Annotated in this window: 1 protein-coding gene; it reads right to left on the bottom strand. The window is 58.3% G+C overall.

What is annotated here, in order from left to right; genetic code table 11:
- Positions 1 to 157 precede the first annotated feature (157 nt).
- On the bottom strand, positions 158 to 1120 hold the full coding sequence (locus ABG80_RS01815) for an IS5 family transposase (RefSeq protein WP_058086090.1): 963 nt from the start codon (positions 1118 to 1120) through the stop codon (positions 158 to 160).
- Positions 1121 to 1197 lie beyond the last annotated feature (77 nt).

Raw genomic sequence — 1197 nt, 5'->3', positions numbered from 1 at the left:
GGAAGGTCTGAACAACTCGTTTGTGATGCGTCATGCGGCTTGATGACTTCAACAAATGAGCCGACCGCATCGCAGACGAGCACAACAGGCCTCAAAACGCACACCACCTGACGCTCTACCCCCGCAAAAGCCTTTACTTGCTCGATTTTGGACGCACTCATGCCATGCCCGCCATCAGTTTGCCTCGAACCATCCACAGGTTGCTGAGCATGAACAAGGTCTTGATCTGCGCGGTGTTCTTGGCCAGCCCTCGGTAGCGCACCTTTACATGGCCGAACTGCTTCTTGACCACCCGAAACGGATGCTCGACTTTGGCGCGAATGCTCGCCTTGACGCGCTCAATCTTGTCTGTGATGGCTTGTGCCGGGTCGTTCAAATCCAGTGCTTTGCGCTTGCCCGGCTTCATGGCCACATGCCAGTTCACATCGGCCTTGGCCTCTGGTCGCTTCTGCACGCCTTGATAGCCCGCATCGCCAAAGGCATCGTCTTCTTCACCGTGCAGCAGCTTGTGCGCCTGGGTCACGTCATTGACGTTGGCAGCCGTACCTTCCACGCTGTGCACCAGGCCAGAGTCGGCATCCACACCGATGTGCGCCTTCATGCCGAAGTACCACTGGTTGCCTTTCTTGGTCTGATGCATCTCGGGATCACGTTTGCCTTCGGCATTCTTGGTCGAGCTGGGTGCCGAGATCAGCGTGGCATCGACCGCCGTGCCCGACTTCAGCAGCAGCCCTTTGTAGGCCAACAGGTCGTTGACGACACGCAGCATGTCGGTGGCCAGGTCATGCTTCTCCAGCAGGTGCCGGAACCGCAGAATCGTGCTCTCATCAGGCAGCCGATCAAGTACGCCATCGAGCTTGGCAAACTCGCGGTACACCGGCATGTCGTGCAGCGCCTCTTCCATCGCCGGATCACTCAGGCCAAACCATTGCTGCAGGTAGTGAATGCGCAGCATGGTCTCGATGGCAAAGGGCGGCCGGCCCGTCTTGGACTTGGGCCAATGCGGCTCGACCACGCCGACCAGCACATCCCACGGCACCACCTTGTTCATCTGCTCCAGGAACTCACGCTTGCGCGTCTTCTTGGTCGACAGGTTCAATCCCAGGCTGACTTGCTTCATGTCCTTACGCCACGCATCAACTTGACGACATCATCATGCAAGACTCGCGCCTTGACGGCGGGTTTTGCAGACCTTCC

This window comes from Aquabacterium parvum, from assembly GCF_001447195.1.
Taxonomy (GTDB): domain Bacteria; phylum Pseudomonadota; class Gammaproteobacteria; order Burkholderiales; family Burkholderiaceae_C; genus Aquabacterium; species Aquabacterium parvum.
This window is presented reverse-complemented; position numbering and strand designations above follow the sequence as displayed.

Coding starts and splice junctions, on each gene's coding strand:
- ABG80_RS01815 (WP_058086090.1), bottom strand. CDS start 1,120: ATGAAGCAAGTCAGCCTGGGATTGAACCTGTCGACCAAGAAGACGCGC.